The 25,096-nt window shown below is 72.0% G+C and carries 21 protein-coding genes and 1 pseudogene; 10 read left to right on the top strand and 12 right to left on the bottom strand.

All coding sequences use genetic code 11. The features are described from left to right. Positions 1-18: 18 nt before the first annotated feature. Genes ACQEWB_RS33330 through ACQEWB_RS33315 form a run of 4 tightly spaced genes read right to left on the bottom strand, consistent with a single transcriptional unit; the run spans position 19 to position 4,478 of the window. Entirely contained in the window at positions 19-630 is a 612-nt protein-coding gene (locus ACQEWB_RS33330; protein WP_432837574.1) for a GTP-binding protein, read from the bottom strand. Positions 631-637: 7 nt separating this feature from the next. Continuing rightward, on the bottom strand, positions 638-1,072 hold the full coding sequence (locus ACQEWB_RS33325) for a DUF742 domain-containing protein (protein WP_432837572.1): 435 nt from the start codon (positions 1,070-1,072) through the stop codon (positions 638-640). Continuing rightward, positions 1,069-1,569 (bottom strand): roadblock/LC7 domain-containing protein, encoded by a 501-nt coding sequence (locus ACQEWB_RS33320; RefSeq protein WP_432837570.1) that lies wholly within the window; start codon positions 1,567-1,569, stop codon positions 1,069-1,071. The genes ACQEWB_RS33325 and ACQEWB_RS33320 overlap by 4 nt, the downstream gene beginning before the upstream one ends. Further along, positions 1,566-4,478: a sensor histidine kinase gene (locus ACQEWB_RS33315; RefSeq protein ID WP_432837568.1), complete on the bottom strand. Its 2,913-nt coding sequence runs from the start codon at positions 4,476-4,478 to the stop codon at positions 1,566-1,568. Before ACQEWB_RS33315 ends, ACQEWB_RS33320 begins: the two co-directional genes overlap by 4 nt. 377 nt (positions 4,479-4,855) lie before the next feature. On the opposite strand from ACQEWB_RS33315, the gene ACQEWB_RS33310 reads away from it, so the two are divergent. Beyond that, positions 4,856-5,641: a hypothetical protein gene (locus ACQEWB_RS33310; protein ID WP_432837566.1), complete on the top strand. Its 786-nt coding sequence runs from the start codon at positions 4,856-4,858 to the stop codon at positions 5,639-5,641. Between the two features lie 6 nt (positions 5,642-5,647). On the opposite strand, the gene ACQEWB_RS33305 is transcribed toward ACQEWB_RS33310, so the two are convergent. Continuing rightward, entirely contained in the window at positions 5,648-6,139 is a 492-nt protein-coding gene (locus ACQEWB_RS33305) for a MarR family winged helix-turn-helix transcriptional regulator (RefSeq protein ID WP_432837564.1), read from the bottom strand. 191 nt (positions 6,140-6,330) lie between these two features. On the opposite strand from ACQEWB_RS33305, the gene ACQEWB_RS33300 reads away from it, so the two are divergent. Further along, positions 6,331-7,149: a lysozyme gene (locus ACQEWB_RS33300; RefSeq protein WP_432837562.1), complete on the top strand. Its 819-nt coding sequence runs from the start codon at positions 6,331-6,333 to the stop codon at positions 7,147-7,149. Between the two features lie 71 nt (positions 7,150-7,220). On the opposite strand, the gene lon is transcribed toward ACQEWB_RS33300, so the two are convergent. Beyond that, positions 7,221-9,635, bottom strand: coding sequence for an endopeptidase La (gene lon / locus ACQEWB_RS33295; protein WP_432837560.1), 2,415 nt, complete (start codon positions 9,633-9,635; stop codon positions 7,221-7,223). Between the two features lie 262 nt (positions 9,636-9,897). Here lon and ACQEWB_RS33290 point away from each other — a divergent pair, with 262 nt between their 5' ends. Continuing rightward, positions 9,898-11,403 carry a sulfatase family protein gene (locus ACQEWB_RS33290; RefSeq protein ID WP_432837558.1) on the top strand — a complete coding sequence of 502 codons (1,506 nt, stop codon included), beginning with the start codon at positions 9,898-9,900 and terminating at the stop codon, positions 11,401-11,403. Positions 11,404-11,453: 50 nt separating this feature from the next. Then, positions 11,454-12,371, top strand: coding sequence for an SMP-30/gluconolactonase/LRE family protein (locus ACQEWB_RS33285; RefSeq protein ID WP_432837556.1), 918 nt, complete (start codon positions 11,454-11,456; stop codon positions 12,369-12,371). 82 nt (positions 12,372-12,453) lie between these two features. On the opposite strand, the gene ACQEWB_RS33280 is transcribed toward ACQEWB_RS33285, so the two are convergent. Beyond that, positions 12,454-13,269 (bottom strand): rhomboid-like protein, encoded by an 816-nt coding sequence (locus ACQEWB_RS33280; RefSeq protein ID WP_432837554.1) that lies wholly within the window; start codon positions 13,267-13,269, stop codon positions 12,454-12,456. Positions 13,270-13,364: 95 nt separating this feature from the next. Continuing rightward, positions 13,365-14,063 (bottom strand): TetR/AcrR family transcriptional regulator, encoded by a 699-nt coding sequence (locus ACQEWB_RS33275; RefSeq protein WP_432837552.1) that lies wholly within the window; start codon positions 14,061-14,063, stop codon positions 13,365-13,367. A 179-nt stretch (positions 14,064-14,242) separates the two neighbouring features. Between ACQEWB_RS33275 and ACQEWB_RS33270 the strand changes: the two genes are divergently transcribed. Both ACQEWB_RS33270 and ACQEWB_RS33265 read left to right on the top strand, forming a co-directional pair. Beyond that, positions 14,243-15,529 carry an MFS transporter gene (locus ACQEWB_RS33270; protein ID WP_432837550.1) on the top strand — a complete coding sequence of 429 codons (1,287 nt, stop codon included), beginning with the start codon at positions 14,243-14,245 and terminating at the stop codon, positions 15,527-15,529. A gap of 23 nt (positions 15,530-15,552) precedes the next feature. Then, positions 15,553-17,304, top strand: coding sequence for a glycoside hydrolase family 3 protein (locus tag ACQEWB_RS33265; RefSeq protein ID WP_432837547.1), 1,752 nt, complete (start codon positions 15,553-15,555; stop codon positions 17,302-17,304). 6 nt (positions 17,305-17,310) lie between these two features. On the opposite strand, the gene ACQEWB_RS33260 is transcribed toward ACQEWB_RS33265, so the two are convergent. The 3 genes from ACQEWB_RS33260 to ACQEWB_RS33250 all read right to left on the bottom strand — a co-directional run bounded on the left by ACQEWB_RS33260 (position 17,311) and on the right by ACQEWB_RS33250 (position 18,791). Beyond that, a complete protein-coding gene (locus tag ACQEWB_RS33260) occupies positions 17,311-17,706 on the bottom strand; it encodes a hypothetical protein (protein ID WP_432837545.1) in 396 nt (131 codons plus the stop codon). After that, a complete protein-coding gene (locus tag ACQEWB_RS33255; protein ID WP_432844416.1) occupies positions 17,703-18,077 on the bottom strand; it encodes a hypothetical protein in 375 nt (124 codons plus the stop codon). The genes ACQEWB_RS33260 and ACQEWB_RS33255 overlap by 4 nt, the downstream gene beginning before the upstream one ends. Positions 18,078-18,155: 78 nt before the next feature. Then, positions 18,156-18,791, bottom strand: a complete 636-nt coding sequence (locus ACQEWB_RS33250) for a hypothetical protein (RefSeq protein WP_432844415.1) — start codon at positions 18,789-18,791, stop codon at positions 18,156-18,158. A 368-nt stretch (positions 18,792-19,159) separates the two neighbouring features. Here ACQEWB_RS33250 and ACQEWB_RS33245 point away from each other — a divergent pair, with 368 nt between their 5' ends. Then, positions 19,160-19,573, top strand: a complete 414-nt coding sequence (locus ACQEWB_RS33245; protein ID WP_432844414.1) for a hypothetical protein — start codon at positions 19,160-19,162, stop codon at positions 19,571-19,573. Positions 19,574-21,546: 1,973 nt separating this feature from the next. Here ACQEWB_RS33245 and ACQEWB_RS33240 read toward each other — a convergent pair. Further along, positions 21,547-22,011, bottom strand: a pseudogene (locus tag ACQEWB_RS33240) (ATP-binding protein); the annotation flags it as partial. A gap of 179 nt (positions 22,012-22,190) precedes the next feature. On the opposite strand from ACQEWB_RS33240, the gene ACQEWB_RS33235 reads away from it, so the two are divergent. From ACQEWB_RS33235 to ACQEWB_RS33225, 3 genes are all read left to right on the top strand, one after another. Then, complete coding sequence (locus ACQEWB_RS33235) at positions 22,191-22,868, top strand: spermidine synthase (protein ID WP_432837543.1); 678 nt, start codon at positions 22,191-22,193, stop codon at positions 22,866-22,868. A gap of 127 nt (positions 22,869-22,995) precedes the next feature. Further along, the gene (locus ACQEWB_RS33230) at positions 22,996-23,733 is read left to right on the top strand and encodes a response regulator transcription factor (RefSeq protein ID WP_432837541.1); all 738 of its coding nucleotides are present in this window, start codon (positions 22,996-22,998) and stop codon (positions 23,731-23,733) included. Continuing rightward, positions 23,730-24,842 carry a HAMP domain-containing sensor histidine kinase gene (locus tag ACQEWB_RS33225; RefSeq protein ID WP_432837539.1) on the top strand — a complete coding sequence of 371 codons (1,113 nt, stop codon included), beginning with the start codon at positions 23,730-23,732 and terminating at the stop codon, positions 24,840-24,842. The genes ACQEWB_RS33230 and ACQEWB_RS33225 overlap by 4 nt, the downstream gene beginning before the upstream one ends. The last annotated feature ends 254 nt before the right edge of the window (positions 24,843-25,096 follow it).

The raw sequence follows: 25,096 nt of genomic DNA, 5'->3' as shown, positions 1-25,096 counted from the left end.
TGTTCTCCTACTCGGGGACTACTCGGGGGTTTCGTCCAGCGCGTGGGCGACGAGGGACAGGAGGGTCTCGACCACCGATATCCTGCGCCGCGCATCCATGATCATTACAGGGATGTGCGGCGGGACCGTCAACGCCTCCCGCACGTCCTCCGGTTCGAAGCGCTCGCTGCCGTCGAAGTGGTTGACCGCGACGACGTACGGCAGCCCGCAGCTCTCGAAGTAGTCGAGGGCCGGGAAGCAGTCCTTCAGGCGGCGGGTGTCGGCCATGACGACCGCGCCGATCGCGCCGCGCACCAGGTCGTCCCACATGAACCAGAACCGCTGCTGGCCCGGCGTGCCGAACAGGTAGAGCACCAGGTCGTCGTCGAGCGTGAGGCGGCCGAAGTCCATGGCCACGGTGGTGGTCAGCTTGCCGGGCGTGGCGGTGAGGTCGTCGGTCTCCTCGCTCGCCTCGGTCATCAGCGCCTCGGTCTGCAGCGGCGTGATCTCCGAGACGGCGGAGACGAGCGTGGTCTTGCCGACCCCGAAACCGCCCGCCACGACTATCTTCGTCGCGATCGGGGCGCGGGTGCGGTCCGTCTGCCAGGACTTCAGGTCCTCGTCGGTGTCCGCGAAGGAGGTGTCTCTCAAGGTTTCCCTAAAGGCGACGGAGTCCACTCAGCACCCTTTCCAGCAGAGCGCGGTCGGGACGGCCCGTACCGTGACCGGTCCCGGTGCCGTACACACGGATCTTTCCCTGGTCCGCGAGGTCGCTGAGCAGCACCCGGACCACACCGAGCGGCATCTTCAGCAGCGCGGCGATCTCGGCCACCGTGCGCATACGGCGGCAGAGTTCGACGATGGCCTGCATCTCGGGCATGACCCGGGTGCTGAGGGAACCATTCGTCAGTTCCTTGCGCTCCTCCGGCGCTTCGAGGGCCGCCACGAAGGTCTCGACCAGGAGGACATGCCCGAAGCGGGTCCGGCCGCCGGTGAGGGAGTACGGCCGTACACGAGCCGGCTTGCGGTCGCCGCCGCGGACGGGGAGCGTCTGTTTGGCCGGCTTCTGCTTCGGCTTCGGCGGGTTGGTCATCGGACGCTCCCGGTGGACTCCTGCTCCAGTGATTTCCGTAGCTCGCTGCGGAGTTCGGGGGTCAGCACATGGCCGGCCCGGCCGACGAACAGGGCCATGTGGTACGCCACCACGCTCATGTCGCAGTCCGCGGAGCCGTGCACACCGAGCAGCGAGCCGTCGCTGATCGACATCACGAACAGGCTGCCCTCGTCCATCGCGATCATCGTGTGCTTCACCGCGCCGGAGTCCATCAGCTTGGCTGCGCCGATGGTGAGGCTGCCGATGCCGGAGACGATGGTGGCGAGGTCGGCGGAGGATCCCTTCGGGCCCTTCGTCGTACGAGTGGTCTGGCGGGCCTCGTCGTTTCGGCCGGGGTCGGAGGAGAGCAGGAGCAGGCCGTCGGAGGAGACCACCGCTACTGACTGGATGCCCGGCACCTCCTCGACCAGGTTCGTCAGCAGCCAGTGCAGGTTGCGGGCTTCACTGCTCAGTCCGAAGGTACTGGGCGCGGTCAACTGCTTGCCTCCTCGACAGTGCCCCCCGTGGCTTCTTCGGATACGGCTGGTTCGGTGGCCGGCACCTTGTTCTGAGCGGTCTGTTCGGCGATCTCCGCCTGTACGTCGCGGTAGCCGGCGGTGGCGCCCTGGCGGAAGCCGCCCAGCCTTTGGCGGAGGGCCTCGGCGTCTACCGTGCTCGTGCGCTGGCGCGGGGCCTGGGTGGGGGCGGTGATCTTTGGTGTGCGCTTGGGGAGGCCCTTGGCGGTCAGGGGTTCCTCGTCCGGGGTGCGGGAGTGTTCACCGCCTTCGGCGGTGTCGTTCCCACCCGCACCACCCGTGACGGTTTCGTAGTCGGGTGCGGGTGGCCCCTGTGGGGCGGAATCGCCGTCGGCGGCCGCGGGGCGGTCGTGGGCCGCGGGGCGGTCGTGGGTCGACGGCTCGGCGTGGGCAGCGGGCTCGGCGTGGGCCACGGGCTCGGCGTGGGCGGAACCGGCGTGGGCCACAGGCTCGGCGTGGGCGGGGCCGGCGTGAGCAGCGGGATCGGCGTGGGCGGGGTCGGCGTGTGGCGGTGGCTCTTCCTGTGCTGGTACCGGGGCCAGGAGTTCCATCGTGGTTTCGGCGGGGAGTTCCGGGGCCGGAGTGGGCGTCGGTGCTTCCGGTTGCGTCGGCCTCTCGGCCACCGCCTTCTCCGCCAACGCCACCAGCGGGTCCGTCTTCGGGCGGGCGGGGAGGACGTTGGAGTTGGCTTCCGCGTCGGCGCCCGGGAGGGAGAAGGTGTGGGAAGCGCCGGGCAGGTGTGCGGCCGAGGTCGGGGTCGCCGTCGAAGGGGCCGCCGCCAGCAACGGCTGGGGCAGGACCACCACCGCCGCCACCCCGCCCTGCTTCTGTTCGCGCAGCTGGACTCGGACGCCGTGGCGGTGGGCCAGGCGGGCCACGACGTACAGGCCGAGGCCCAGGCCCTGTTCGCCCTCCTGGTCGTAGGGCGACTCGGGGTCGAACTCGGTCAGGCGGGCGTTCAGGCGGACCATGCGGTCCGGGGTCATGCCGATGCCCTCGTCCTGGACGGAGAGCATGACCTCGCCGTTCTCCAGCAGCCAGCCGGAGACCTCGACCGGCATGTCCGGCGGGGAGAAGGAGGTGGCGTTCTCCATCAGCTCGGCGAGGAGGTGGGAGAGGTCGTCCGCGGCGAAGCCGGCCACGTGGGCGTGCGGGGGCAGGGCCGCGATGCGGACACGCTCGTAACGCTCGATCTCGCTGACCGCCGCGCGGATCACGTCGACCAGCGGGACCGGGCCCGCGTGCTGCTGGACGTGTTCCGTGCCGGCCAGGACCAGGAGGTTCTCGCTGTGGCGGCGCATGACCGTGGCGAAGTGGTCGAGCTTGAAGAGGGTGGCCAGGCGCTCGGGGTCCTGCTCGCGCTCCTCCAGGCCCTCGATGACGGCGAGTTGGCGTTCGACCAGGCCGAGCGTGCGCAGCGAGAGGTTCACGAAGGTGCCGCCGATGCTCTCCCGCAGCCGCTCCAACCGGTCTGCGGAGTCGGCGAGTTCGGCGCGCAGTTCCTCTCGGGCGTCGGCCATCTTCTGGCGCTGGCCGACCAGGTGCTTGCGGTCGGACTCCAGGGTGGCGATGCGCTCGTACAGGGCGGCCGCGTGTGCGTGCAGGGCGTTGACGGACCGTACGACCTGGGCGAACTCGTCGTTGCGGCCGGTGAAGGTGATCGCTTCCTCGGCGGCCGGGTTCTCGGCCTCGGCCAGGCGGGCCGAGCCGCGGCGCAGGACGGAGAGGGGGCGGGTGAGGGTGCGGGCCATGGCCGTGGCGATGCCGACCGCGACCAGCAGCAGACCGCCCAGGACCGCGACGCGGATCTCCAGCGCGGTGACGTCGTCGTCGCGCAGCTGGGCGAGGTCCTTGGTGCGGCGGTCGTAGAGGGCGGACTCGGCGCCGCGCATCATGTCGACGCGCGCGGAGAGGGCCTCGCCGGCCTTGGTGGTGCTGGTGTCGAGCTGGGAGGAGGAGAGGGTCGGCTGGTCGGTGAGGGACGCCAGGTACTTCTCGGCGGAGTTCACCTCGGAGCCGGTGACCGTGTTGTCGTACGAGTTCCGGGCCGCCTTGGGGGCGGTCTCGCGGAAGTCGGCGAGGGCCGCGTCGGAGCGCACCCGGGCCTGCTGGGCGGCGGCCGTCAGCGCGTTACGGGTCTTGGTGTCGGCGGCCGAGGAGGTGGTCGTCGTGGTCGGCAGTCCGGTGACGGGGCTGATGACGGTCTGGGTCGTGCGCGGCACGCTGAGCGCGGCGAGGAGGAGCCCGCGGGCGGCCGCCGACTGCTGTACGGCGGAGTCGAGTTCGGCGAGCGCGTACGCCCCGGAGCCGGCCCTGGTCGGCATCTGCTCGGCCAGCTGCTCCGCGAGCCCGTGCAGGCCGGTGATGGCGGCCGAGTAGGCGTCGTGCGCCTCCAGGACGCTGCTCTTGCCGGTGAGCGCGGCCCGGCGCAGGGCGTCGATGCCGTCGAGGTCGCCGCGCAGGTCGGCGGGGATGTCGGGGTCGGCGCGCAACTCCTCGACCTGCCGGTCGACGCGGGCGCTGCGCTGCTCGGAGGGGGCCTTGGACTTGGACCGCCCGGCGGCGATGTACGAGGTGACCTCGTCCCGCTCGTCGGCGAGCGAGTGGGCCAGCGTGAGGGCGTCCTGGGTCTGCTCGGCCAGGGTGACCAGGTCCTGGGAGTCCTTCAGCTGCCCGGAGGCGGCGAGTACGGACGGGGCTCCGGCGCCGGCGATGGCGGCGGCCACCACGGCCACGGCGACGATCAGCCGGTTGCGTACGTGGGTGGGCCGGCCTTTGCCGGTGACAGTGGCGGGAGCGGGTTCCGGACCTCCTGCGGAGGCCGTCTGCCTGCCTTTGCTGCCTGTGCGACGAGGCCGCGTCTTCTGCACCGGTGCTCGCATTCCTGACTCGTGATCCCCTGGGCCCTGGTGACGTTCCGTCAACTCCCGTCGACAGTACGTGCACCCAGTACGGCTCCCGACCCTCCCAACTCCCGTGGGCAGCAGTCGCGCATCACCTGACCCGCCACCCGAAGGAGTGAACATCGGAGGGGAGTTGGCGGGCAAGTTCCTCCGACGTATTCACAGGCCTTTCCGGGCGGGCCGGTTGGACGTCTCCGGCGACCGGTGGCACTATGTGCCGCCGCGCATTCCCGGAACGCCGGATTCCCTCCCAAATCCGGCGCCTGACCTGCGCGGGTGCACCAATTCGACGACCGTTGCCAGCCTTTGGTGAAGCGTGTGGAGACGTCGTGCAGACTGGCCGAATGCGTACGGAACTTGTTTCGGAGCCCGGCGACCCGGACCGCCCCAACGAGGACTTCGCCGCCGTCCTCCTGCCCGCGTCCGGCCAGGGCGGAGCCCTCGTGATCCTGGACGGGGTGACGCCGCCGCGCGACGGGACGGGGTGTCTGCATTCGGTCCCTTGGCACGTCGCCCACCTGGGCGGAGCGCTGACCGAACTGACCGTTTCCCGCCCGGATGTTCCGCTGCCCGAGGCCCTCGCGCGGGCGATCGCTCGTACAGCTGAAGCACATGTAACGACCTGTGACCTTTCTCACCCACGCACCCCACAGGCCACGGTGGTTGTGGCGCGGTGGTCGCCGGAGTCGGTCGAGTACCTGGTGTTGTCGGACTCGGCGCTCCTGGTCGAATCGTCGGAGGGCTCGGTGACGGCCGTACTGGACGACCGCCTCTCCCGACTCCCCCGCTCGGCCCTGGCGACGGACGCTCTGGTGGACGCCAACGTCCGCAACAAGGAGGGCGGCTTCTACACGGCCGCCGCGGATCCGTCGGTCGCGGAGCGCGCGGTGACGGGCGTGCTGCCGAGGGCGGGGGTGCGGGCCCTGCTGGGCATGACGGACGGCGCCACGCGCTGGGTGGAGAAGTTCCGCGAGGGCGACTGGGAGGACTGCTTCCGGTTCGTGCGGAAGGAGGGGGCGGGGGCGCTGGTGGAGCGGGTGCGGGCGCTGGAGACCGCCGACACGGAACGGGTGTTCCTGCGGCGCAGCAAGGCGCATGACGACGCGTCGGCGGTCTACGTGGAGCTGTGACGGGCCCTACCGCTCCATGACCCCGTTCAACTGCCCCAGCAACCGCGCCAGTTCGGACACCTCGCGGCGGTCCCAGTGGGCCAGCTGGCTGACGTAGCGGCCGCGGCGCGCGTCCCGTACCTTGCTCACGCGTTCGCGGCCCTCCTCCGTGAGGTGGACCAGCCAGGCGCGGCCGTCGGCCGGGTCCGGTTCGCGGGCGACCAGGCCGAGGTCCTCCAGGGCGCGGAGCTGGCGGGACATCGTCGCCTTGCCGACGCCGATGTAGGCCGCGAGCTCGGTCGCGCGCTGACGGCCGCACTCGTCCAGCCGGATGAGCAGGCCGTAGGCCGCCGACTCCAGGTCCGGGTGGACCTCGCGGGCCATCTCGCCCTGGTTGGCGCGGGCGCGCCGGAACAGGATCGTCAGTTCGCGCTCCAGGGACAGGTACTCCTGGTCCGCACCGCTCGGCGACGCCTGCGCCTGTCCGCGGCGTCCGTCGCCGTTCCCGCCTTCGTGCACGTCAGCCCCTGCCTCGGTTTTCCCGTACCTGAAAGTTTCCGCCGAACCCCGTCATCGCCGCAGCTCCACAAGTATTTCGCAGGGCTAGACCAACGGCAGCCTCCACCCCCTCTTCACACGCCTTCTTCTACGTGCGTAGCTTCGTCAGGGTTTCCCCCCACCGAGCATCACCGAGCCTTCGGAGGCACGCCATGCCCGTGCACAGACCGAACCCGCTCCGCCCCCGGCGCCTCTTCCTCGCCGGGCTCCTGCTCGCCGCCCTCACCCTCGCCCTCACCGCCCCCGCCGACGCGGCGACGACGCCGTCCCGCGGCTCCGCCTACATGGGCATGGGGGTTCTCGCCCACGACGGCAGTGCCGGTACGCCGTCCACCGGCGACGCCACCCAGACCGAGGGCGTCGACGTCGCCAGCTACCAGGGCAACGTCGCCTGGTCGACCCTGTGGAGCAGCGGGGTCAAGTGGGCGTACGCCAAGGCGACGGAAGGCACGTACTACACGAACCCCTACTTCGCCCAGCAGTACAACGGCTCCTACAACGTCGGCATGATCCGCGGCGCCTACCACTTCGCCACCCCCGACACCACGAGCGGCGCCACCCAGGCCAACTACTTCGCCGACCACGGCGGCGGCTGGTCCAAGGACGGCAGGACCCTGCCCGGCGCCCTGGACATCGAGTGGAACCCTTACGGCGCCGAGTGCTACGGCAAGTCGCAGAGCGCGATGGTCGGCTGGATCGCCGACTTCCTGAACACGTACAAGGCGCGGACTGGGCGGGATGCCGTCATCTACACCGCCACCAGCTGGTGGACCGACTGCACCGGCGACTACGCCGGCTTCGCCTCCGCCAACCCGCTGTGGATCGCCCGGTACGCCTCGGACGTGGGGACGCTGCCGGCCGGATGGGCGTACTACACGATGTGGCAGTACACCTCGTCCGGCCCGACCGTCGGCGACCACGACAAGTTCAACGGGGCGCTGGACCGGGTCGTCGCCCTCGCCAACGGCTGACCTGCCGGCGTACGGAGAAGGCCCGGGCCTCCCTCACGGGACCCGGGCCTTCCCCTGTCCGGCAGCGTCCGTCACGCCGCTGCCGGAACCTCCGGCCTCGCGTCGCTCGTGGCAGGCGCGAGGGCCAGTTCCAGGACCTGGCGGACGTCCGTGACGGTGTGGACGTCCAGCTTGTCCAGCACCTCGGACGGGACGTCGTCCAGGTCGGCCTCGTTGCGCTTCGGGATGATCACGGTCGTCACGCCCGCACGGTGGGCAGCGAGGAGCTTCTGCTTCACTCCGCCGATCGGGAGGACGCGTCCGGTCAGGGAGACCTCGCCCGTCATCGCCACGTCCGTGCGGACCAGGCGGCCGGACAGGAGGGACGCGAGGGCCGTCGTCATCGTGACGCCCGCGCTCGGGCCGTCCTTCGGCACCGCGCCCGCCGGGAAGTGGATGTGCGCGCCGCGGTCCTTCAGGTCCGCGACCGGCAGCTCCAGTTCCGCACCGTGCGAGCGGAGGAAGGACAGTGCGATCTGCGCCGACTCCTTCATCACGTCGCCCAGTTGACCGGTCAGGGTCAGGCCGGCCGCGCCCGTCTCCGGGTCGGCCAGGGACGCCTCGACGAACAACACGTCTCCGCCCGCGCCGGTCACGGCCAGGCCCGTCGCCACACCCGGGACCGCCGTACGGCGCTCCGCCGGGTCCTGCGCGGACTCCGGGACGTGGTGCGGGCGGCCGATCAGGGCGCGCAGGTCGGCGTCCGTGATCGTGAACGGCAGCTCGCGGTCGCCCAGTTCGTGCTGCGCCGCGACCTTGCGGAGCAGCCGGGCGATCGAGCGCTCCAGGGTGCGGACGCCCGCCTCGCGCGTGTACTCGCCGGCGAGCTTGCGCAGGGCGCTCTCGTCGAGGGTCACCTCGTCCTTGTCCAGGCCCGCCCGTTCCAGCTGGCGCGGGAGCAGGTGGTCGCGGGCGATGACGACCTTCTCGTCCTCGGTGTAGCCGTCCAGGCGGACCAGTTCCATACGGTCCAGCAGCGCCTCCGGGATGGCTTCGAGCACGTTCGCCGTCGCCAGGAAGACCACGTCGCTCAGGTCGAGTTCGACCTCCAGGTAGTGGTCGCGGAAGGTGTGGTTCTGGGCCGGGTCGAGGACTTCGAGCAGGGCGGCGGCCGGGTCGCCGCGGAAGTCGGAGCCCACCTTGTCGATCTCGTCGAGCAGGACCACCGGGTTCATCGACCCGGCCTCCTTGATCGCACGGACGACACGGCCGGGCAGTGCACCGACGTAGGTACGGCGGTGGCCGCGGATCTCGGCCTCGTCGCGCACGCCGCCGAGGGCGACGCGGACGAACTTGCGGCCCATGGCGTGGGCGACGGACTCGCCGAGCGAGGTCTTGCCGACGCCGGGCGGGCCGACGAGGGCCAGGACGGCACCGCCGCGGCGGCCGCCGATGACGCCGAGGCCGCGGTCGGTACGGCGCTTGCGCACCGCCAGGTACTCGGTGATCCGCTCCTTCACGTCCTCCAGGCCCGCGTGCTCGGCGTCCAGGATCGCCTTGGCGCCCTGGATGTCGTACGCGTCCTCGGTGCGGTCGTTCCACGGCAGTTCAAGGACGGTGTCCAGCCAGGTGCGGATCCAGGAGCCCTCGGGAGACTGGTCGGAGGACCGCTCCAGCTTGTCGACCTCCTTGAGGGCGGCCTCGCGGACGTTCTCCGGCAGGTCGGCGGCCTCGACGCGGGCGCGGTAGTCGTCGGACTCCTCGCCGTCCTTCTCGCCGTTCAGGTCGCGCAGTTCCTTGCGGACCGCCTCCAGCTGGCGGCGGAGCAGGAACTCGCGCTGCTGCTTGTCGACGCCCTCCTGGACGTCCTTGGCGATGGTCTCGGCGACGTCCTGCTCGGCGAGGTGGTCGCGGAGCTGTGCGGTGGCGAGCTTGAGGCGGGCGACCGGGTCGGCGGTCTCCAGCAGTTCGATCTTCTGGTCGGTGGTCAGGAAGGGCGAGTAGCCGGAGTTGTCGGCGAGCTGCGAGACGTCGTCGATGGCCTGGACGCGGTCCACGACCTGCCAGGCGCCGCGCTTGCGCAGCCAGGCGGTGGCGAGCGCCTTGTACTCCTTGACCAGTTCGGTGACGTGGCCCGGCAGGGGCTCGGGGGTCTTCTCGTCGATACGGGTGCCCTCGACCCACAGCGCGGCGCCGGGGCCGGTGGTGCCGGCGCCGATACGGACGCGGCCGCGGCCGCGGATCAGGGCACCCGGGTCGCCGTCGGCGAGGCGGCCGACCTGCTCGACGGTGCCGAGCACGCCGGTGCCCGGGTAGGTGCCGTCGACGCGTGGGACCAGCAGGACCCTGGGCTTTCCAGGTTCGGATCGGGCGGCGGCCTGGGCGGCCTCCACGGCGGCGCGTACGTCGGCGTCGTTCAGGTCCAGGGGGACCACCATGCCGGGCAGCACGACCTCGTCGTCGAGCGGCAGCACGGGCAGGGTGAGCGTTGTGGACGTCGAAGCCATGATTTTCCCTCCGGCAGCCAAGTTGAGTTATGCCGACTCAATGCACGAGGCTTCGCGAATGTTCCCGGGGTGGCGTTCGCTGTCAGCGATCGGGCGTTGAGCTGGGCGTTCGGCCGACTCGCAGGGCCCTCATCGAAGGAACACCGCAAGGTCACCGTCGTAATCCCGCAACGGCATTCACAGGAACGGCCTGCACACTGCAAGCTCGTTCACAGGTTGCGTGTGCGTCGAAGCACCGCAAAACGGGGACTTGGGGACACCTATGAGCCAGGAGCAGCGGCGTGGGCCTGCCCGGCGGGCCGTGATCGCGGGGACCGCCGTCGTCGCCGCCGGAGCCGCCGTGCCACTGGTGGCGCGGGCCGTCGGAGGGGACGACGGGGACGCGGGCAGTCCGAACGCCCCCGCCGTCAACAACGTCCGTACCGCCGCCCCGGCCGCCAGCCGGGCCGCCTCCCCCACCCCCTACCGCCGCCCCCGTTCCGACCACCGGCCCAACATCCTCTTCGTGCTCACCGACGACCAGCCGAAGGAGACCGACTGGGCGATCCCCCAGACCCTCGACTGGCTCGGCGGGCACGGGACCACCTTCGGGCGGGCGCACGCCAACACGCCGCTCTGCGCGCCCTCCCGCGCCTCGATCATGTCGGGGCGGTACGCGCACAACCACGGGGTGCTCGACACCCGGCACCCGTACCACCTCGACCAGCGCACCACCGTCCAGCGGCGGCTGCACGAGGCCGGCTACCGCACCGGCCTGTTCGGCAAGTACCTCAACTTCTGGCACACCGGCGACAACCCGCCGCACTTCGACGAGTGGCTGCTCCAGGAGCCGGTGGCGTACTACAACGGCCACTACAACGACAACGGCACCGTCCGGAACATCCCCGGCTACAACACCACCGTCATCAAGGACCGCGCCCTCGCCTTCATGGAGCAGTCCCGCGTCGACGACCGGCCCTGGTTCGCGTACGTCGCCACCCGCAGCGCGCACGAGCTGAACATCCCGGAGCGGCGGTACGCGCACGCGCGCGTGCCCGACTGGGACGGGCGGCCCTCGGTGTTCGAGGACGACAAGAGCGACAAGCCGGCGTTCCTGCGGAAGGCGCACCACTCCTTCGAGCAGGGGAAGGCGCTGCGCGAGCGGCAGTTGAAGACCCTGCTGTCCGTAGACGACGCGATGCGCGACTTCCGGGACAAGCTGCGTGAGCTGGGGCAGCTGGAGAACACGCTGGTCGTGTACACGAGCGATCACGGGCTGTGCTGGGGTGACCACGGCTGGCTGCGCAAGTCGGTGCCGTACCGGCCGAGTCTGGAGGTGCCCTTCCTCGCCTCCTGGCCGGCCCGCGGTCTTGGCGAGGCCCGGACCGACGACCGGCTCACCGGGCACGTCGACATCGCGCCCACCTTCCTGGACGCGGCCGGCCTCACCCCGGACACCCCGCTCGACGGCCACTCCCTGCTCGACCCGCGCAACGACCGCGACCATCTCCTCGCCGAGTGGTGGTGGAACCGGCAGGACAAGGAACCGATCCACACCTGGGCGACGTACATCGGGAAGCGGGAGCAGTACACCGAGTACTACCGGACGCGGCTCGACAAGTCGGGTCGCCCGAAGGGCGGCGGCGAGGTGCTGTTCCGGGAGTACTACGACCTCGCCGCCGATCCCTACCAGCTCAGCAATCGGCTGCACGGGGCCAACCAGGAGCAGGAACTGCGACTGGGGATCCCCGGGCTGGCCCGGCAGTTGGCCACCGCCCGGAAGGCCTAGCCGGGTTACCTTGCACCCGTCCTGATCGACATCAGTGAGGGGTCAGCAGCATGACGGGGCACATCGTCAAAGGGCTGTACGAGGTGCTGGACGAACGCTTCAGCGGCGGGCGTTGCACGAACGGCGACGGCAGGCTGGAGGTGCTGTACGACGGGTGCCGGTGGGCGGAGGGGCCGTTGTACGTGCCGGCCTGGCGGCAGGTGGTGTGGAGCGACATTCCCGACGACCGGCTGCTGCGGTGGGACGAGAGCAGTGGCGCGGTGAGCGTCTTCCGTTCTCCCGCCGGGCACGTCAACGGCAACACCCTGGACCGGCAGGGGCGGTTGGTCAGCTGTGAGCAGGGGAATCGCCGGGTGACGCGGACCGAGCCGGACGGGACGGTCACCGTCCTCGCCGACCGCTTCGCCGGCAAGCGGCTCAACAGCCCGAACGACTCCGTCGTGCGCTCCGACGGCACGGTGTGGTTCTCCGACCCGGACTTCGGGATCCTCAGCGATTACGAGGGGCATCGCGCCGAGTCCGAGATCGGGGCGTGCAACGTCTACCGGATCGACCCGGTGAGCGGCGAGGTGCACCTCGCGGCCGACGGCTTCGACGGGCCCAACGGCGTCATCCTCTCCCCGGACGAGCGGCGGCTGTACGTCTCCGACTCCCGTGCCGCCCGCATCCGCGTCTTCGACGTGGCCGAGGACGGCACGCTCTCGGACGGGAAGGTCTTCGCGGAGGCCTCGGCGGGCGTCCACTACGACAACATCCGCCTCGACGACCAGGGCCGGCTGTGGGCGGCGGCCCTGGCGGACGGCATCCACTGCTACGACCCCGACGGCACCCTCATCGGCCGCGTCCTGGTCCCCGAGACCGTCTCCAACATCACCTTCGGCGGCCCGAAGAACAACCGCCTCTTCATCACGGCCACGACCTCCCTGTACTCCCTGGTGATGTCGGTGACCGGGGCACCGCGGGTCTAGGGCCCGTCCGGCGGATCACGCCGGGGGCGCGGGGCCTGGCAGGCGCATCTGCCGCCTTGCAGGTGCATGCACCAGACGCCGCTCACCTGCGCCGATGCGGCGCCGCTTCTGACAGTCGGCGTGATCCGCCGGACGGGCCCGAGGCTCCCGAGGCCCGTGCCCACCGGCGGAGCATCGGCCAGGTCGACACGCCTATGGAGAGGGAGATCAGGTGGCCCCAGTTGGTCATCGGGTCCGTGAACTCGTAGAGGTCCTGGAGGAGCATGCCGCCGAAGAGGATCAGCATGGGCCAGCGGAGCCAGGGGCGGACGAGGCCCGCCAGGGCGCCGACGGAGGTCGCCACGCCGAAGCTGATGCCGTAGTCCATGCGGTGCAGGGAGGTGTGGGGGAGGTGGCCGGCGAGGACCGCGAGGCCCACCGTGCCCTCGGTGGCGAGGGTGGCCAGGACGTGCCCGAGCAGGAAGACGACGGCGGTGCGCGCGCCGCCGATCCGCCGCTCCAGGGCGGTCAGGACGAGCAGGAAGCAGAGGACGTACGGCGACACCAGGCCGCCCGCGACCCAGAGGGCGCTGGCCAGCAGGACCAGGACGGGTGTGCGGACCAGGTGGGCCACGTCCGTGCTGGAGCCCTGGTGGAGGGCGTGGATCAGGGACGGGGAGGCGTACGTGGTGATCAGTGACGTGAGCGCCAGGACGGCCGCGTAGGCGAAGGTGAACGGCGTTCCGGTCGGGGTCGGCAGGAGGTGCCAGGGGCGCGGGACGCGGATCGCGGGGGCCGGCAGCGGGGCGGTGGCCGCGGGGGCCGGGACGCGCTGGCGGGGCAGGGCGTCCAGCAGGTCGGAGACCTCGGGGAGCGGCGCGGCCAAGGGCTTGGCGTCGGCCGTCGCGGCGTGTTCCACGGTGCGGGGCTCCTTCCGTTCACACCCCACCTTTCGGGGCATCACGGGCCCCTGTCTATGACCGACGCCACGCGAGAGCCGATTCACAGCAACCTTTAAGGGTCTTCTGGCGTCCCGCTCATCCACGCGTCGGCGGGCAGCCCTGTTCCGGCCGTGGTGATCGCGCGCAGCAGCCGGTCGGCGTACTGGCGGAAGCGGCCGACCATGTCGAAGCCCTTGGGGTCGAGCACCCACTGGAGCTGGAGTCCGTCCATGACGGCGGCCGTCTCCTGGGCGATGGCGACGACGTCGGTGTCGCGCCTCAACTCGCCGCTTTCGACAGCCTGCTGGAAGGAGGCCGCCATGACATCCGTCAACTCCCGGTAGCGGCGCGCGAAGTAGGCGTGGGCGGGGTGTCCGGGATCGCCGGCCTCGGCGGCCAGGACGTTGAACATCCGGGTGCGGCCCAGGCGTTCGGCGTTGTACTCCTTGAGCCGGAGCAGGCCGACGTAGCACTCGGCGGCGGTGCCGTACTCGCCGGCGAAGAACCGCTCCTTGTCGTGCTGCTCGGTGCGCTCCAGGACCTGGACGAGGAGGTCCTCCTTGCTGCGGAAGTGGTGCAGCAGACCGCCCTGGGTGATGCCGACGTCCTTGGCGATCCGGGCCAGCGAGGAGGCGTGGAAGCCCCACTGCGCGAAGTGCTCGACGGCGGCGTCGAGGATGCGCAGCCGGCGCTCGTCGCCCACGGCGTACGTACCGCGGCCTGGGCCTTTGCCGGCCTTCCCGCTCTCCTTGCGCTCCCTGCTGGGCTCCATGGGCCTCACCCTAACCGAGTCGCAAACCGGCGGTTACACGAGTCAAGTGCCTCGTTCTTTCAAGCCATGTGCGGCGTGATTCTGGCCACTTGAGCAAAACCTAGTACCCACTCGGTTTTGCTGGTTCCCTGAGCGGGCCGGTGCGGCGAAGAAGCCGCCCCCGTCCCCATGGAGTCGCCATGGCCCTGAGCCACGACGCACCGCTCGACCGGACGACCTCCCCATCGTCCGCCGCGCAGCCCGAGCCGTCCGCCCCCGCCAAACTCGTCATCGGCCTCGTCGCCGGCCAGTTCGGCGCCTATCTCGCCGTGCTCACCCCGGTGATGGTGACCCTCGCCCTGCGGGTCGCCCAGATCGTCCCGGAGGCCGACCGCGGCACCGCCCTCGGCCAGGTGCTGTCCGTCGGCGCCCTGCTCGCGATGCTCGGCAACCCGGTCTTCGGCGCCCTGTCCGACCGCACCACCAGCCGTTACGGCCGCCGCCGCCCCTGGCTGATCGGCGGCATGGTGGCCGGTTCCGCGGGCCTGCTGGTGGTCGCCCTCGGCTCCGACGTCCCGACCCTGATGGCCGGTTGGGCCCTCGCCCAGCTCGGCATCAACGCCTCCCTGGCCGCGCTCACCGCCACCATCCCCGACCTGATCCCGGCCCATCAGCAGGCCCGCGTCTCCGGCCTGGTCGGCAGCACGGTCTCCCTGTCGATGATCGGCGGCTCGGCGCTGGCCCAGCTGTTCAGCGGCTCGATGGCCCTCGCCTTCCTGGTCCCGGGCGCCATCGGCATCGCCCTGGTCGGCTACCTGGCCGCCGTGATGAAGGACCGCCCGGCCCGCGCGGGCGCCTTCGAGCCGTACTCCGTACGGGAGTTCCTGCGCAGCTTCTGGGTCAGCCCGCGCAAGCACCCCGACTTCGCGTGGAACTTCGCCGGCCGCTTCCTGGTCTTCACCGGCGCCTCCTGCGTCACCAGCTACCAGGTCTACTTCCTGATGGACCGCCTCGGCTACAGCGACTCCGAGGTCACCGGCAAGGTCCTGGTGGGCACCCTGGCGATGGTCGCCTCGACCGTCGTCGGCTCACTGCTCGGCGGCCTGCTCTCGGACAGGTCCGGCCGCCGCAAGCCGTACGTCCTCGGCTCCTCGATGGTCATGGCCGTCAGCCTGGCCCTGATCGCCTCCGCCCAGACCTTCGGGATGTACGTCGTCGCTCTGGTCGTCTTCGGTCTCGGCGAGGGTCTGTATCTGTCGGTCGACATGGCGCTGGCCGCGGCCGTGCTCCCCAACCCCGAGGAATCCGCCAAGGACATGGGCGTCCTGAACATCGGCAACGCCCTCCCCCAGTCCCTGGTCCCCGTCCTCGCCCCGTCGCTGCTCGCGATCGGTGGCGGCGGGAACTACGGCGCGCTGTTCCTGTTCGGCGCGATCGCCGCCGTGCTGGGCGCGCTGGCGGTCCAGTTCGTCCGCTCGGTCAAGTAAGCCCACGTACAAGGGAATCGCCGATGTCCACGCCCATCTACCGTGACCCGAACCGCTCCGTCGACGAGCGTGTCGAGGACCTCCTCTCCCGCATGACCCTGGCGGAGAAGGCCGGCCAGCTGTTCCACACCATGCTCGCCATGGGCCCCGGCGGCACCCTCGCCGAGAAGGGCGGCTTCCTCCGGTACGACACCACGGAGCTGGTCGCCGGCCGCCATCTCACCCACTTCAACCTGATCGGCCAGGGCGGCGCCCGCGAGATGGCCCAATGGGCGAACCGCGTCCAGGAGTTGGCGGCCGGGACCCGTCTGGGCATCCCGGTCACCCTCTCCACCGACCCGCGCCATGCCTTCACCGACAACCCGGGCGCCTCCTTCCTGGCCGGCGACTTCTCGGCCTGGCCCGAGCCGCTGGGACTGGCGGCGATCGGTGACCCGGCGCTGGTCGAGCGGTTCGCGGACACGGTCCGTCGCGAGTACCTGTCGGTCGGCTTCCGGGTCGCCCTGCACCCGCAGATCGACCTGGCGACCGAGCCGCGGTGGTCACGGCAGTCGGGCACGTTCGGGTCGGACGCGGAGACGGCCGGGGAGCTCGTACGGGCGTATGTACGGGGGTTGCAGGGGCCGGAGTTGGGGCGCGAGTCGGTCGCCGCGATGGTGAAGCACTTCCCGGGCGGCGGTGCGCAGAAGGACGGCGAGGACCCGCACTTCCCGTACGGCAAGGAGCAGGTGTACCCGGGCGGGATGCGCGAGCACCACCTCGCGCCCTTCGTCGCGGCGATCGAGGCGGGCTGCTCGCAGATGATGCCGTACTACGGGCAGCCGGTCGGCACGGACTGGGAGGAGGTCGGCTTCGGCTTCAACAAGGACGTGCTGACCGGCCTGTTGCGGGAGCGGCTCGGCTTCGACGGCATCATCTGCACCGACTGGGGCCTGCTCACCGACGCCGACATCCTGGGCGAGCCGGCCGAGGCGCGGGCCTGGGGCGTGGAGCACCTGACCGTCGCCCAGCGCGCGGCGAAGGCGCTGGACGCGGGGACCGACCAGTTCGGGGGCGAGCAGTGTCCCGACGTGATCGTGGAGTTGGTGCGCTCGGGACGGGTGTCGGAGGAACGGATCGACCGGTCCGTGCGGCGGGTGCTGCGCGAGAAGTTCGTCCTGGGGCTCTTCGAGAATCGGTACGTCGATGTCGACCGGGCCGAAGAGGTGGTGGGCGCGGGCGAGTTCACCGCTCTCGGTGAGGCCGCCCAGCGTCGCTCGCTGACGGTGCTGACCAATCAGGGGGTGCTGCCGGTGGCCGGGCGGCCGAGGCTGTACGTCCAGGGGGTGAGCGAGGTTGTGGCGGCCGGGTACGGCGAGGTGGTGGCCGATCCGAGGGATGCCGATCTGGCGGTCCTGCGCCTGCGCACCCCGTACGAGCAACGGCCGGGCGCCTTCGAGTCGTTCTTCCACGCCGGGTCGCTGGAGTTCCCGGCGGACGAGCTGAAGGAGATCCTCCAACTGCTGGACTCCGTACCGACGTTGGTGTGCGTGAACCTCGAACGGCCTGCGGTGATGCCGGAGATCGCGGAACGGGCGGCAGCCCTCCTGGCCGACTTCGGGGCCTCGGACGCCGCCGTGCTGGACGTGGCGTTCGGGCGGGCGAAGGCGGAGGGAAGGCTGCCGTTCGAGCTGCCGCGGTCGATGGAGGCGGTGGCCGCGGGGCGTCCCGACGTGCCCAATGACACGGAGGACCCGGTGTTTCCGTACGGGTTCGGGTTGGACGGCCGAGGCTGATTTCGCTCACGGGCGCAGCAGGGTCACCGCCCTCGCGTGCGCCGCCTGTGTGGCCGGGTCCCAGTCGCCCGTGCAGTAGACGGAGGCCTCGCTGATGGCGCCGTCCCTGACCTCGGCGCGCATCAACTCCCGGCAGTACCAGGCGCCTTGCTCGTCCTCCCAGCGCTCCTCGAACTCCAGGACGAAGCCGGTCGGGGTCGGGTCCACGCGGTGGCGGGGGACGGTGCCCAGGGCCGGGTGGCTGCGCCGGCGGGCGGCGACGAGTTCGTCGCGGCCGGAGGTCTGCAGCCGCCACTGCGGGACGGTCAGGTCGAGGAAGACGTCGTCGGTGAACAGGCCCTCGGGTGCGGTGTTGGTCTCCAGGAACCGTACGAAGAGGTCCGCGAGCTCCTTGACGTTCATGACGACACCTCCGCGAGGTTGCGGCCGACGACCTCCATCGTGCTGTTCAGCTCGGCGGTCGGGCTGAACTCGACGATCTCGGTACCGGCGAAGATGAGCGGGAGGTGGCCGGGGGCGCCGTAGTAGGCGTCACCGGCGTGGAAGACCTCGTCGTGGTCGGCGTACCGGAACACGATCTTCCCGCTGAGGACCTGGCCCCAGTGCGGGCACTGGCAGCGGTCGTCGGGCAGGCCCCGGAAGAGCGGGGCGGGGTCCATGTCCTCCTTCATGGTCTCGTACGAGACGGTGTACGGACCGACCTGGGCGTAGCGGCCCTCGATGACCGGCTCGTCGACCTGGAGCTCGGCCTCGGCCTTGGATGTACGGGGCATGGTGTCCTGCCTTCCTCCGTCGTTTCGTGGTTTCACGGAGGAGGCGTGAGGTCGGGCGGCACGGTGTGAGGCGGGGCCTCACAGGCGCCAGGCGAGCGGCTTTTCGGGCCGGTATTCGCAGAGGGTGCCGGTGCGCAGGGCGGTCTCCAGGTGCCGGCCGAGTTCGGGGTGGACCGCGCCGATCCGCTTCACGGCCGCCCGGACGCGCGCGGTGACGGCCGTCCGGGCGCGTTCGACGGGGGATCCGGTACGGCGGACCCGGCCACCGATGCCGTACGCGGCCGTGAGCTGCGCGACCAGGGCGTCCCGCTCGACGGCGACCCGGGCGGAGCGGGCGGTGTCCCCGGCGGCGTCGGCGTCCTCGGCCTCCGCCTCCAGCTCCCGCAGCCTGCGCCGGTAGGCGGCCCGCGCGGTGGCGTCGATCAGCTCGCCGGTGTCGCCCTGGAGGTGCAGGCCGTCGGCGCCGTTCGCCTCGGCGGGCGGTGCGGCCAGCTCGACGGCCGGGACGGGGGTGCCGGGGCGGGCGAGCAGCACGGCGATGTCGTGCAGCCCCTTGCTGTCGGGGAGCCTGACCTCGCGACCGGCGTAACGGAAGTGCCAGAGGGGGCCTTCGCGTTGGAAGACGGGGGTGTCGGCGAGCGGAGGTGGACCCTGTCCGGGATCCGGGGCGTCCACGCGGGACGGGGCCTCCGGATCCGCTGCCGTGCCTGTCACCCCGCCCACGCTCGGCTCCGCCCGCGCCACCGCTCCCCCGAACCGGCCGACCCCCGCTCACGCCGGGCTCCGCCCGCGCCACCGCTCCCCCCGAACCGGCCGACCCCCCGCTCACGCCGGGCTCCGCCCGCGCCACCGCTCCCCCCGAACCGGCCGGCGTCTCCCCCGCGATCTGCTCCACCAGTGCCACCGCGCCCGCCGCCCCGCCCGGCGTCTCCCCCGCGATCTGCTCCACCAGTGCCACCGCGCCCGCCGCCTCGGCCGCCCCCAGGGCCCGCTCCCGGTGTTCGCGGGTCCGGTCGGCGTCCTCCATCGCCGTTGCCAGCAGGGCGAGATGACGGTCCACCGGTCCCCTGATCGCCGCGCCGATGCCCTCCACCACGAACAGGCCGGCGTACGGAGCGAGCAGGTCGTACAGGACGGGCGCGGCGGGGTGGGTGCCGACGGCGGCGACCGTCTCCGCGGCCTGGGCCAGCATCGGCAGCCACTCGCTGTCGCGGGGCGCCCCGCCGAGCCGCGGCGCCACGGCGGAGAGGCGGCGCGCGGCCTCGTCCGGGCGGCCGAACTGTGCGGCGACCAGGGCGAGCGAGACGCGGGGCCACAGCATCGGGGACTGTTCCAGCATGGTCGCCTCCGCCCGCACCCGCGCCAGTCCGTCGCGGTCGTCCGTCTCGGTGTACAGGCACCAGCGCTGGGTGACGGCGAGCATCTGGGCGTTGGCGCTGCCGGCCCTGCGGCCGAGCTCCTCGACCTCGTCGAGGGCGGCCGCGCAGTCGTCGTAACGCCCCTCCATCAGTGCGCGCGTGCCGCGCCACAGCGGCACGTACCAGGCGTAGAGCGGTCGCCGCAGCGGCCGTACGACCGCCTCGTAGGCCGCCGCCTCCGCCTCGGCCTCCGCGAACGCGCCCGTCTCCATCAGGGCGACCAACCGCAGCCGCCGGCCTAGGAGTTCGAGCACCGGGTCGCGCAGGTCGCGGGCGATGGTGACGATCTCGGTGGTCCAGGTGAGGCGGTCGCGGCAGTGGTCGGGGCCGGGGCGGGCGTCGCAGAGCGCGGCGAGGGCGGGGCCGAGGGTGGCCGGGTCCCCGGTCTCGCGGGCGGTGCGGACGGCCTCCTCGGCGAGGGCGATGCGCTGTCGTTCCGGTTCGACGAGGCCGGCGGCCAGGGAGAGACGGGCGGTTACGGCGGCACGCAGGGCGGCGTGTTCGGGGCGGCCGGCGAGCGCGCTCCGCGCCTCGGTGAGCAGGTCGAGCTGCTCCCGGTCCGCCAGATCGACCTCGAACCCGACGGCCCCGGTCCCGAGCCCGAGCGCGGCCCGGGCGAGCAGGTCGGGCCGCCCGAGCTCCCGGGCCGGCCCGGCGGCCCTGAGCAGCGCACTCCGGGCAGCGTCCGGCTCCCCGGCACCGAGCCGCGCGGACCCGAGACCGAGCAGGGCCTCGACCCGTTCGGAGCGTACGGTCGAGGCGGGCCCGTCCTGCCGAGGATCTCCGGCGATCGTGCCGTCCTCGGCCCCGCCCTCGCCGCCCTCCGCGGTGCCCTCGCCGCCCTCTCCGCCGCCCGCCCCGGTCCCGCCGCCCGCCGCGTCCCACGCGCCCAGCGCCCGTTCGTACCACCGGGCCGCGTCCTCGAAGGCGAACAGGGTCTCCGCTCGGGTCGCCGCCTCGTGGGCGTAGTGGGCGGCGCGGGGCGCGTGTTCGGGGCCGGCGAGGAGGAGGTGGTGGGCGACCTCCGCGGGGCCCGTGTCGCGGCCGCGGCGGGCGTAACCGGCCAGGACCTCGGCGGCCGCGTGGTGCAGGGCCGCGCGCTCGGCCGGGGCAAGGGAGTCGTACACCGCGTCCCGGAGCAGGTCGTGGCGGAAGGCGCCCCGGTCGGCCCCGGCCTCCGCGAGCAGCCCGGCCCCGGCGGCCTCCCCCAGCAACGCCCGCACCTCCCCCAGCGGCACCTCCGCCGCCTCGGCCAGCACGTCCAGCCGGAAACGCGTGCCCAGCACGGCGGCCACGTCCAGCACCCGCGCCGCCCGGGGCGTCAGATCGGCCGACCGCTCCTGGACGGCGGCCCGCACCGCGACCGAGGAGACGCCGGCCCCGTCGACGGCCGACGGCGCGCTCCAACTCCCCGCCCGCAGCAACTCGGTGACGAAGAAGGCGTCCCCACCGGTGCGCCGTACCAACTGCCGGACCTCGTCCCGCCCGGGCGTCTTCCCCGTCACCGCCGCGACCAGCGCCGCGACATCCCGCGCGGGCAACGGCCCGAGCGGCAGGGCCCGCCCCCGCCGCAGCAACTGCGCCCGTACCCGCGCCCGGTCGTACCCGGCCGCGTGGTCCCCCGGCGTCCGGTCACCGCCCCGGCCATGGCTCCGCCCGTCGCCGCCCCCGCCGCCGTCGCCCCGGCCCTGGTCACCTCCCGCTCCCGCGCCCGAGCTCCGGTCACCTCCCGCTGCCGCGCCCCGACCCCGGTCACCTCCCGCTGCCGCGCCCCGACCCCGGTCACCCCCCGTTCCCGCGCCCCGGCCCCGGTCACTCGCCGTTCGCTCGTCTCTGCGCCCGGCGTCCGTCCCGCCGTCGCCCCGATCCGCGCCGTCCCTCCCCCGAGCGGACTCCGCCGAGCCCCCCGCGCTCCCTGCCCGGCCGTCGGCCGCCCCCGTGTCCGCCGGCCCCTCACCCCGCAGCCCCCAGGCCGCGTCCTCGTCCCGAGCCGTGGCGAGGAGCAGCACGGGGGTCGCCCGTACCGCGTCCGCCGTCTCCAGGAGCAGCCGCAGGGACGAGGCGTCGGCCGCGTGGGCGTCGTCCAGGACCAGGAGGAGGGGGCGGCGGCGGGCCGCCGTGGTCAGGAGGTCCGTCACGTCGCCGGCCAGGCGCAGCCGGGCCGTCTCCGGGTCCGCGCCGCGCAGGGCGCCCGGGCCGGCGCCGGAGACCAGCGCCCGGAGCGGTGGCGAGCCGGCGACCAGGCGCCCGCAGGCCGCGTCGTCCGCGGCCAGTTCCCGCAGGAGACGGGACCAGGGGCGGAAGGCGCGCCCGGCGGTCTCCGGCGGGCACCAGGTCCACAGCGTGCGGAAGGCACCGGCGTGCGCGGCCGCCTCCTCGGCGGTACGGGTCTTGCCCGCACCCGCGGGTCCGGTCAGGGTGACGAGGCCGCCCCGGCCTGCCGCGGCCCGTTCCAGCGCGGCCCGCAGCTCGCCCAGCACGTCCTCGCGTCCCACGAACGGGTAATTCGCGGCCATCCAGCCACCACGCAGTTCTCGCCGGTCTGTCGCTGTTACGAGGGTATGTATCGGCACGGGCACGCGCGAGACACAGGACCCGCACAGAACCGGCACATGGGCGTGGAGCGCACCCCTCGGGCCTCCGGCCACCCGTAATTCCCCCGCCCTCCGCTCCCCGTTCATGCAGGATGGGGCGCATGACCGCCATCTACGACACCCCTGTCGTCCTGGACCGGCGTGAGGGCCCGTACGGCGAGGTCGTGCTGCGGCGGCACGGGGAGCTGTTGCAGATCATCGCCAACGGCTGCTTCCTCATGGACACCTCGGACGGGCGGTCCGAGCGGCTGCTCGTCGATGCCGCGCTCACCGCCCTCGGCCCCCGCGAACAGCCGAACGTGCTGATCGGAGGCCTGGGCGTCGGTTTCTCACTCGCACACGCGGCGGCGAATCCCCGCTGGGGTGCCGTCACCGTCGTAGAACGGGAACCCGCCGTCATCGACTGGCATCAGCACGGCCCGCTTTCCGAAATGTCGGAAGACGCCCTCGCGGATCCGCGCACGGAGATCGTGGAAGCGGATCTCGTGGAATACGTCCATGAGACATCCGCCACGTACGACGCGCTGTGCCTGGACATCGACAACGGGCCCGACTGGACGGTCACGGAGGGCAATGACGGGCTCTACTCGGCGACCGGACTCGCCGACTGCGCAAGGGTGTTGAGCCCGGGCGGGGTGCTGGCGGTGTGGTCTGCGCAGCCCTCTCCGGAATTTGAAGGAACACTGTGGAATGCCGGGTTCCAACAGGTGCGTACCGAAGAGATCCCGGTTGCCCGGGGCGTTCCGGACGTCGTACACCTCGCCGTACGACCTGGATAGCCCAGACGCGGTAACTCCCCGTACTCTGCTCACCTGACGCGGATCATTCAAGCGTCAATCGCAAGCATGCGCAGGCAGTCAGAAGGAATGACCCCACGCATTCCGGAAAGCAACTCAGGGGCGGGCGATGGAGCAGACCCACACATCCCACAACGGCACGACGGCGACCCCGGGCGCACAGCGCCGGGTGCTGGTGGTCGAGGACGACCCGACCATCGTCGACGCCATCGCGGCCCGCCTGCGCGCCGAGGGCTTCCTCGTGCAGACCGCGGGTGACGGCCCGGCCGCCGTCGACACCGCCGAGGCCTGGCAGCCCGATCTGCTGATCCTCGACATCATGCTGCCCGGCTTCGACGGTCTGGAGGTCTGCCGTCGGGTGCAGGCCGCCCGTCCGGTGCCGGTGATGATGCTCACCGCGCGCGACGACGAGACCGACATGCTGGTCGGGCTCGGGGTCGGCGCCGACGACTACATGACCAAGCCGTTCTCCATGCGGGAGCTGGCCGCGCGGGTGCACGTCCTGCTGCGGCGGGTGGAGCGGGCGGCGCTGGCCGCGGCCACGCCCCGCTCGGGCATCCTGCGGCTCGGCGAGCTGGAGATCGACCACGCGCAGCGGCGGGTGCGGGTGCGCTCCGAGGACGTCCATCTGACACCCACGGAGTTCGACCTGCTCGTGTGCCTCGCCAACACGCCCCGCGCGGTGCTCTCCCGGGAGCAGCTGCTGGCCGAGGTGTGGGACTGGGCGGACGCCTCCGGCACCCGGACCGTCGACAGCCACATCAAGGCGCTGCGCCGGAAGATCGGCGCCGAGCGGATCCGCACCGTGCACGGTGTGGGCTACGCGCTGGAGACCCCGACGCCATGAGCGGCGGTCCGGCCGCACGGAGAGGTCCCGGGGAACCCGAGCCCTGGGGCGGGCTGCGCCCGTTCTCGATCAAGACGAAGCTGGGCGCACTGGTCGTCATCGCCGTCCTCATCACCACCGGGCTGATGATGATCGCGATGCGCACCGCGACGGAGCTGCGCTTCATCACGGTCTTCTCGATGATCGCCACACTCCTGATCACGCAGTTCGTGGCCCATTCGCTCACCGCGCCACTGGACGACATGAACGCCGTCGCCGGCGCCATCTCGCACGGCGACTACACGCGCCGGGTGCGCGAGAACCGCCGGGACGAGCTGGGCGACCTGGCCCAGACGATCAACCGCATGGCCGACGACCTGGAGGCCCAGGACCGGCAGCGCAAGGAGCTGGTGGCGAACGTCTCGCACGAGCTGCGGACGCCCATCGCCGGGCTGCGTGCCGTCCTGGAGAACATCGTCGACGGCGTCACGACCGCCGACCCCGAGACCATGCGCACGGCCCTGAAGCAGACCGAGCGGCTAGGCCGGCTGGTCGAGACGCTGCTCGACCTGTCCCGCCTGGACAACGGCGTCGTACCGCTGCGGCAGCGGCGCTTCGAGGTGTGGCCGTACCTGTCGGGCGTCCTGAAGGAGGCCAACATGGCCGTGCCCGCGCGTGCGGGCATCGCCTCGGGCTCCGGCAGCAGCACCCGTACGGACGTCCATCTGCACCTCGACGTCTCCCCGCCGGAACTGACCGCGCACGCGGACCCGGAGCGCATCCACCAGGTAGTGGCGAATCTCATCGACAACGCGGTCAAGCACAGCCCGCCGCACGGCCGCGTGATCGTGAAGGCCCGGCGCGGGGTCCAGCCCGAGTCGCTGGAGCTGGAGGTGCTCGACGAGGGCCCCGGCATCCCGCGCTCCGAGTGGCACCGCGTCTTCGAGCGCTTCAACCGCGGTGGCGCGGGCTCGTCGAACGGGCAGGGCGGCGACGGCGGTACGGGCCTCGGGCTGGCGATCGCCCGCTGGGCGGTCGACCTGCACGGCGGCCGGATCGGAGTGGCCGAATCCGAGCGTGGTTGCCGGATTCTCGTCACCCTTCCGGGAGAGACATCCGTGCCAAGTTGACGTAAAGTCCGATCCGGAGCCTCAAGATCCACCTACGTCCGGGCTGACGGACACGTGTGATCAGGCACACGCCCGCACGCTGAGCGTGCAGGGCCTGCGTCGTCGTATCCCGGAACCCCCCATTCGTAGCGGAACCACGCTTGTTTCCCGCCATTTCCGGGCCCGAAACACACTTTCCGGTGTGACTTACGCGACGATGACCTTGCTCGGCCTGACCTTCCCGGCCATGGGGGCGTAGCCTTTATTCCCGCTGT

Source organism: Streptomyces sp. CA-249302 (assembly GCF_050936785.1).
GTDB lineage: Bacteria > Actinomycetota > Actinomycetes > Streptomycetales > Streptomycetaceae > Streptomyces.
This window is presented reverse-complemented; position numbering and strand designations above follow the sequence as displayed.